Origin of the sequence: Streptomyces sp. CWNU-52B, assembly GCF_047444975.1 — a bacterium.
GTDB lineage: Bacteria > Actinomycetota > Actinomycetes > Streptomycetales > Streptomycetaceae > Streptomyces.
In genome coordinates this window covers 1-5697 of record NZ_JBLFJV010000004.1, presented here as the reverse complement: position 1 = coordinate 5697, position 5697 = coordinate 1, and the positions used below count along the sequence as shown (strand labels likewise).

Below are 5697 nucleotides of genomic sequence, written 5' to 3'. Positions count from 1 at the left end.
ATCGTAGCGACCGCCAGCGCCGGGAGGTCGGAAGTGCTCTTACCGTGACGGCGGTTCGGTGGTGACCGGCGAGACGTCCCCGACTGCCCGTCCGGCGCTCGGGGGAAAAGCGCTGGCTACGGGCGCAGGTGGCAGGTGGCAGCCGGTACGGTCCGTCGCCGGGTACCGGCAGGTACCTCCCGTTCTTGTCGACCACGACATCCCGGCGAAGCAGGTGCCATCCGCGGTCGTCAACAACCGCTGTGTGAGACGTCGAAAAAGCCAGCCTCGGCCTGGGTACCGGGCCAAGGCCGACGCATGCTGGTCGAGCCTCAGACCCCCGCGGCCTCGCCGACCGGCCGTGTCGCGCCGAACTCGGCGAAGGCGAGGACAGAGTCCAGTCGGGCTCGCGTGGCGGCAAGGTCCCGCATGTGTTCGTCGAGGCGGTCCCGCTCGGCGCGAAGCCGGGCGATCATCTCCGGGCCGGCGATACCGGTGTGCACGCACGGCAGGAACTCCACGATCGTCCGGCTGCTCAGCCCGGCGGCGTAGAGGAGCTGGATCCACCGCACCCGCTCGACCGTGTCCGGCGCGTAGAGGCACTGCCCGCCCGCGCTGCGGCTCGACACGATGAGCTGCTGCTCGTAGTAGCGCAGCGCCCGCGTGCTCACTCCCGCGGCCGATGCCACCTCGCCGATACGCATCCCGTCGCTCCCTCCGCTCCACATGCCGCCGGGCCATCCCGGGGCTCGTCACCCGACTTGCCTTTGACGTCAACGTCAACGTCAACTTTTACACTCAAGCAGCCGGACAGCATGGCCTCGGATCTCCTGTTCAGGACCACGCGGATCGCACGGCATTCGGCTTTCTCTCGGGCGAAGGCGGTGCGCGCTATCCAGTCCCGTTCGACGCACCAGCGCATGGGGTTCGGTCAGATGGCGTACCGCAAGGACATCGACGCAGCCGTGGCCACCGCCCAGGACGTCGTCAACCGGATGGGCGGCGTCACCTCTGCGCGGCACCAGCACGCTGGACGACCTGCGCAAGAAGCCCGCCCGCCGTCGCCGACTTCCTGGACTACACCGAGACGAAGTGAGCACCTATGGTGCGCCCGCGTGGAGACCAGTGTCAGGACAGGGTGCGGGTGGTCACTGCGCGACGGCCTCGTTGCCGACCTGGAGGAGCAGGAGGTCGTAGACGGAGCCGCCGGGCTCGTTGCAATACGGGCCCGCGTACTTGTAGCTGAGGCGTTCGTACAGGGTCCTGCCGACGGTATTGTCCGGGCGGACCAGCAGCGAGGCGTAGTCGGGGTCGATGGCCTTGAGGAGCTCTGCGTGGAGTCGGAAGCCGATGCCCTGGGACTGCCGGGCGGGGGTGACAGCGAGCTCGCACACACGGCTCCATGGTCGGCTACGCCTTCCCGTGCACACCCGAGTACTGGTACGGCGAACTGCTCCCCGAGATCCCGGAGCACGTCCGGGCGGGCCGCCTCATGGGCGTGGGCAACGGTGGCGTCCGCCTTCACCGACTGCGAGTCCACGACCCCGGCACTGGGTTCCGGGCTGCGGTCCTCGCTGGTGCGGACGGCATCGCCCGCCATTTGATGCCGTTGTCGACCAGGTAGCGCACCTCATCGATCATCAGCCGGTGGCAGTAGCCCTCCGGACGCCCGCCGCGGCCCGAAAGCCAGCCCGGAACCGGCAGCAGATCCCGCACCAGGACCCACTCGGAATCACTCGTGTCCGAGCCGTACCGGGGTCGGCGATCCGGTCGGTCGGCCGCGTTCCCGAACCTGTGCGCGAGACAGTCACACCCGCGAGTGGACGAACTGGACTCAGACGTCATTTCAGTTGGTGAGCCTGCGGCGGCATATGAGGGTTGCGGCGATGGCGGTGAAGGCAAGGAAGTGTTCCGGCTTCCGTTCGTAGCGGCGGTGGAGGCGCCGGCAGCCGGACAGCCAGGACACAGTCCGCTCGACAACCCAGCGGTGCCGGCCGAGCCGTTGGGACGACTCGATGCCCCTGCGTGCGAGACGGTGCCGGATGCCTCGGGATGCCAGCCAGCGTCGCAGGTAGGCGTAGTCGTAGCCCTTGTCTCCGTGCAGTTTGCCGGGCCGTCGGCGTCGGGGCCCGCGCCGTGATCGGATGGGCGGTATGCCGCGGACCAGCGGGATGAGGGCCTGGCTGCCGTGGAGGTTCGCGGCGGAGATGCCGATGGACAGCGGCAGGCCGTTGCGGTTGACGATGAGATGGATTTTCGATCCGCTTTTGGCACGGTCGGTCGGATTCGGTCCCGTCAGCTGCCCCCTTTGAGGGCCCGGACGCTGACGGAGTCGATCGCGCATCGCGTCCAGTCCAGGCCGCCCTGAGCACCGAGTTCGTCCAGGACCAGGCGATGCAGCTTGGCCCATACTCGGGCCTCGGTCCACACGGTGAACCGGCGGAAGGCGGTCACGCCCGACAGTCCGAAGCCCGGTGGCAGCTGGTTCCAGGTGCATCCCGAGGTGGCCACGAAGATGATCGCGGCCAGCACTTCGCGGTCCCCTCTACGGCGGCGCCATCCGTTCGACAAGCGCAGCAGTCATCACCCCAGACTGCCGCAAGATCACGCCTACTGAAATAGCGTCCAAATATTCCTCCCGCCCCCTCGACGGCAAACATCGAATGATTTAACTTTCCCCGTCAACTGCCCTCGCGAGAGCCGTCCTCAACGAAGAGAGTGCTCGGCATGACGCATGCTTCAGGCCACGCGACCCCAACGCACAGCAGCGCGTTCCCCCTCCGCACACAGAATCTCCCGGCCCCCGAGCTCCGCGAGCTCCCCGCCCCGCCAAAACGGGTGTGGCCGATCATCGGCCCCGGCGTCGTAGCGGCCGGAGTCGGGCTCTCCTCCGGGGAGTTCATCCTCTGGCCGTACATCGCCTCGCAGGCCGGCCTGGTGTTTCTCTGGGGCGCCGTGGTCGGAGTGCTCACCCAGTGGTTCATCAACATGGAGGTCGAGCGCTACACACTCGCCACCGGCGAGACCGCCGTCTCCGGGTTCAACCGGTACTGGAAGCACTGGGGCGCGGTGATGGTGGTCTTCACCTACGCCGCCAACCTCTGGCCCGGCTGGGCGACCAGCTCCGCGACGATGCTGAGTTACGTCTTCGGCGGCGATCCGGCGATCATCGGCATCTGCCTGCTGGCCGCGATCGGGGCGATGCTGACCCTGGCTCCCGTGGTCTACAACGCGCTGGAGAAGCTGCTCTTCTTCAAACTGGCCGTCGTCGCCGTCTTCTTCGTCCTGGCCGTCCTGCTCGCCGTCGAGGCCTCCAGCTGGGGCGATCTCCCCGACGGCGCCACGCACTTCGGCCGGATGCCCACCGAGCTGGGCGTCGCGGTGCTCATGGGTGCCATCGCGTACGCGGGCGCCGGCGGCGGGCAGAACCTCTGCCAGTCGAACTGGATCCGCGAGAAGGGCTTCGGCATGGGCCGCTACGTGCCGCGGGTGGTCAGCCCGATCACCGGCAAGGAGGAGGCAGCCTCGACCACCGAGGCCGCCGCGGGCTACGTCTTCGACCCGGCCGACCGCGAGAACATGTCCCGCTGGCGGCGCTGGTGGCGGCTGGCCAACCTTGAGCAGGGCATGACGTTCGTCCTGGTCACCATCGTGACCATCGTGCTGACCTCGCTGCTCGCGCACTCCACGGTCTTCGGCATGGAGGGCCTGGCCAACGACGTCTCCTTCGTGGAGGCTGAGGGCAAGGAGCTGAAGTCGACCGTCGGCGGCTGGTTCGGTACGACGTTCTGGCTGATCGGCTCCTTCTCCCTCTTCACCGCGGCGACCGGCATCGTGGACTACACGTCGCGGATGGCGGCGGACATCCTCAAGTCGACGTATCTCCGCCGGCGCCCCGTCACCGAAAGCAAGCTGTACTTCTGGCTGGTGTGGGGGGTCGTCGCCGTAGGCGCCGCGATCCTGCTCGCCGGCTTCGACCAGCCGCTGGTGCTGCTCGTCATCTCCGCCTGTGTGTCGGGCCTGATGATGTTCGTCTACTCCATCCTGCTGCTCGTCCTCAACCGCAAGTCACTCCCCCGCCCCCTGAAGATCCGCAACTACCGGGTAGCGGCGCTGATCTGGGCGGCGTTGCTGTACGGCACCCTCGCCGCCCTCACGATCCGCCAGCAGTACATCGACAACTTCTGATGCCTCCGAGGTGCGAACCCCCGCGCCTGAGGTAAACGCAGCCGGCAACGCCGGCCCCGACCGTCGCAGCCAGTCCTGGTTCGGCGCCGAAGGTCGGGCCGGCATGATCTACCGCTCCTGGATGTGCACCCCGGGCTTCGGCCACGAGGTCTTCGACGGCCGCCCGACGATCGGCATAGCCGTCAGCGCCTCCGAGCCGGCGCCCCTCTCTTCCGCATGCCGCCGGCGTCGGCCTGCCGGCGGTGATGGTCACCGGCGGGCCGATGCCCATTGGCAGATACCGGGGCCGGGACGTCGGCTCGGGCACCGCGGCCAGACAGTTCGAGAAGGACCTCACGGCCGGCCGGATGCCCCAGGAGGAGTGCTTCTTCGCCGAGGGCCGCATGGCCCGCTCGACCGGCCGACGCATGACAATGGGCACCGCCTCGACCATGGCCTGCATGGCCGAATCGCTTGGCATGCAGCTGCCGGGATCGGCCAACTGGCCCGCGACCGACGCTCACCCAGCGCACCGGCGCTGACCTGCCGAACAAGATGATCCTGCTCCAGTGACCCTCTGCGACCGGTCCCCAAAATCTGTGCCAGAGCCCAAAAGTCACTGACGTTGATCAAGCCGACACCTCCCTGCCTGACTCCCGAAGTCACCACCAAACGACTCCCGAGGAAACAGGCACAGCCACCCGGGAGGCACCGCGGGCACTCCGGCTCCGGGTCGGCTCGGCAGTCGGAGTCGCCGTCCCCGCGGCCGGAGAAGGTGGCTCCGGCAGGCATCGGCCACTCAGATGTCCGGTGGGGTGGGTGCGCTCTGCCTGCTGGACCGGTCAGCGCGCCGAGTGTGCGTGACACGCCGTATGTCAGGACCTGGGCATGCTGAATGCCCGTGCGGCCTGAGCACGGGGAAGGCCTGCAGTTCTTTGCTACTGAGGCTGGACTCGTGGTGCCGTAGGGGGTGACGACTGGTCGGTGGCTGCGGTATCACCGAAGACAGGATGGTCGTGTCCCTCGTCGTGGTGTTGGGCGTAGATCTCGCTCATGCTGCCTTCGGGGAGGTAGCGGCGGGGGAAGGCGATCCATTCGTCGTGCATCTCGAAGAGCACGGCGGTGACCAGCCGGATGAGCGTGTCGTCGTTGGGGAAGACCTGGACGACGTCGATCCTGCGCTTGATCTCCCGGTTCACCCGTTCCAGCGGGTTCGTGGACTGGATCTTCTTCCAGTGCCTGGGCGGGAAGTCCGCGAACGCGGTCAGATCCTCCTTCGCTTCCAACAGCATCGCTTTGACCTTGGGGAACTGGGCGCCGAGCATGTCGGCGACGGTGTCCAGCTGAGTGCGCACGAGGCCGGCGGTGGGCTGGGTGAAGACCGTGCGGATCGTCGCGGCGGCTAGAGCCCCTGCGCCTCATCCCAGCGGGACCGGACAGCGCCACCGCAGCGTGCTCTCCTCACGAGGTGGCGGCCGGCCTGCTGCGGCCCAGACGGGTGAGGGCGCGGTCGTGGACGCGGCTCAGGAGCAGCAGGGCGCAGGTGGCACC

General features: G+C 68.0%; 5 protein-coding genes and 3 pseudogenes. 3 read left to right on the top strand and 5 right to left on the bottom strand.

Annotated elements, in window-relative coordinates:
* Positions 1-311: 311 nt before the first annotated feature.
* Together ACLVWQ_RS02835 and ACLVWQ_RS02830 are read right to left on the bottom strand one after the other, a co-directional pair.
* Positions 312-683, bottom strand: a complete 372-nt coding sequence (locus tag ACLVWQ_RS02835) for a MerR family transcriptional regulator (RefSeq protein ID WP_414106499.1) — start codon at positions 681-683, stop codon at positions 312-314.
* Between the two features lie 444 nt (positions 684-1127).
* The gene (locus tag ACLVWQ_RS02830; protein WP_414106498.1) at positions 1128-1409 is read right to left on the bottom strand and encodes a GNAT family N-acetyltransferase; all 282 of its coding nucleotides are present in this window, start codon (positions 1407-1409) and stop codon (positions 1128-1130) included.
* On the opposite strand from ACLVWQ_RS02830, the gene ACLVWQ_RS02825 reads away from it, so the two are divergent.
* The gene (locus ACLVWQ_RS02825; RefSeq protein WP_414106500.1) at positions 1382-1603 is read left to right on the top strand and encodes a hypothetical protein; all 222 of its coding nucleotides are present in this window, start codon (positions 1382-1384) and stop codon (positions 1601-1603) included. The two genes, ACLVWQ_RS02830 and ACLVWQ_RS02825, sit on opposite strands and share 28 nt — an antisense overlap.
* Here the strand turns inward: ACLVWQ_RS02825 and ACLVWQ_RS02820 are convergent.
* Together ACLVWQ_RS02820 and ACLVWQ_RS02815 are read right to left on the bottom strand one after the other, a co-directional pair.
* Positions 1501-1824 (bottom strand): transposase, encoded by a 324-nt coding sequence (locus tag ACLVWQ_RS02820; protein WP_414106497.1) that lies wholly within the window; start codon positions 1822-1824, stop codon positions 1501-1503. The two genes, ACLVWQ_RS02825 and ACLVWQ_RS02820, sit on opposite strands and share 103 nt — an antisense overlap.
* Position 1825: 1 nt before the next feature.
* Positions 1826-2541 (bottom strand): annotated as a pseudogene (locus ACLVWQ_RS02815) (IS5 family transposase); the annotation flags it as partial.
* Between the two features lie 165 nt (positions 2542-2706).
* On the opposite strand from ACLVWQ_RS02815, the gene ACLVWQ_RS02810 reads away from it, so the two are divergent.
* Positions 2707-4167 (top strand): Nramp family divalent metal transporter, encoded by a 1461-nt coding sequence (locus ACLVWQ_RS02810; protein WP_414106496.1) that lies wholly within the window; start codon positions 2707-2709, stop codon positions 4165-4167.
* Between the two features lie 103 nt (positions 4168-4270).
* A pseudogene (locus ACLVWQ_RS02805) lies at positions 4271-4667 on the top strand (dihydroxy-acid dehydratase); the annotation flags it as partial.
* 417 nt (positions 4668-5084) lie between these two features.
* On the opposite strand, the pseudogene ACLVWQ_RS02800 reads toward ACLVWQ_RS02805, so the two are convergent.
* Positions 5085-5546, bottom strand: a pseudogene (locus ACLVWQ_RS02800) (transposase); the annotation flags it as partial.
* Between the last annotated feature and the right edge of the window lie 151 nt (positions 5547-5697).

Coding starts and splice junctions, on each gene's coding strand:
- ACLVWQ_RS02835 (WP_414106499.1), bottom strand. CDS start 683: ATGCGTATCGGCGAGGTGGCATCGGCCGCGGGAGTGAGCACGCGGGCG.
- ACLVWQ_RS02825 (WP_414106500.1), top strand. CDS start 1,382: ATGGTCGGCTACGCCTTCCCGTGCACACCCGAGTACTGGTACGGCGAA.
- ACLVWQ_RS02820 (WP_414106497.1), bottom strand. CDS start 1,824: ATGACGTCTGAGTCCAGTTCGTCCACTCGCGGGTGTGACTGTCTCGCG.
- ACLVWQ_RS02810 (WP_414106496.1), top strand. CDS start 2,707: ATGACGCATGCTTCAGGCCACGCGACCCCAACGCACAGCAGCGCGTTC.